This window comes from Stenotrophomonas sp. B1-1 (assembly GCF_010894375.1).
GTDB lineage: Bacteria > Pseudomonadota > Gammaproteobacteria > Xanthomonadales > Xanthomonadaceae > Stenotrophomonas.
In genome coordinates this window covers 1-1,067 of record NZ_JAAIUZ010000060.1, presented here as the reverse complement: position 1 = coordinate 1,067, position 1,067 = coordinate 1, and the positions used below count along the sequence as shown (strand labels likewise).

Sequence of the window (1,067 nt, the reverse complement as noted above, 5' to 3'; positions counted from 1 at the left end):
ATCACGATCGTGCCGCGAAAGGGCGGCTCGTAGGTTTCGTTACCGCCATTGCGCACGCCACGCGTGGCCAGCGTGCCACCACCGAAGTAGTCCTTGAGCTCATCCCACTCAAAGGCCCGGGTATGCGGCTTGTTGTCCGCCCCCGACCGGTCCGCCTCCAACAGCACCACCGGCATGCCGGAGATCTGGCCCATGGCACGTGCCCGGCCGGCCTTGGACGACTTGGCCGGGTCAAAGCCCTCATAGTCGGCCCGTGCCAGCAGCTTCCACAGGAAGGTCAGCAGGGTGGTCTTGCCGGCACCGGCCTCACCAGTGGCTTCCAGGAACGGAAAGGACTTGTGGGTAGAGCGGATCTGGTTGGCAAACAGCGAGCCAAACCAGAAGGTCAATGCCACGATGCCGTGGGTGCCAAAGCAGGTCCACAGCCACTGCAGCCAGTCGGTGCGAAAAGCTTCCGGGTCGCGCTGGATGTCCAGGCGGATCGAGCGCTGGGTGGTCTTCATACGCAGCTTGTCGAACTCAAAGTAGTCTTCGGCATTGGCCAGGCTGATCTGGCCCTGGCGCACGGCCAGGTCGCCAAACACATAGGCCTGGTGCTCAGGGGTGTAGCCAATGAAGTCCACGGTGTGGACGGTCTTGACGTCCTTCCATTGCGCCTTCATCACCGCCAGCAGCTGGCCGCCGGTGCCGTCGAAGATCTCGCCGGGGGCGATGTGGGCCAGGCGGTCACGAAAGGTGGTGGCATTCATCGCCTGACTGGAGGTGAAGGTGCCGGTAACGCTGGGCTTGCCCAGGGGGCGATAGATCCGGAAGTAGTACCAGGCCTCGTCGGTGACCTCGTTGCGCTGGAAGTACAGGGTCTGCGGAAAGCAGCTGGCGATCTCCTTCACCGAGGCGCTGGCGCGGCGCAGCTTCTGCAGCTCATCTTCCTCCAGCTCGGCCGCCGCATCCTCTTTGCGCGTGGCGTATTCACGGCAGAGCTTGTCAAAGCGCACTGCATCGAACTCAAACCAGTACAGCCGGTTGCCAAAGTCGAAATGGAACTGCGCCCGCTCGGCGTGTTCATA

At 62.9% G+C, this 1,067-nt stretch carries 1 pseudogene; it reads right to left on the bottom strand.

What is annotated here, in order from left to right:
- Positions 1–1,067: pseudogene (locus G4G00_RS21745) on the bottom strand (bifunctional DNA primase/helicase); the annotation flags it as partial.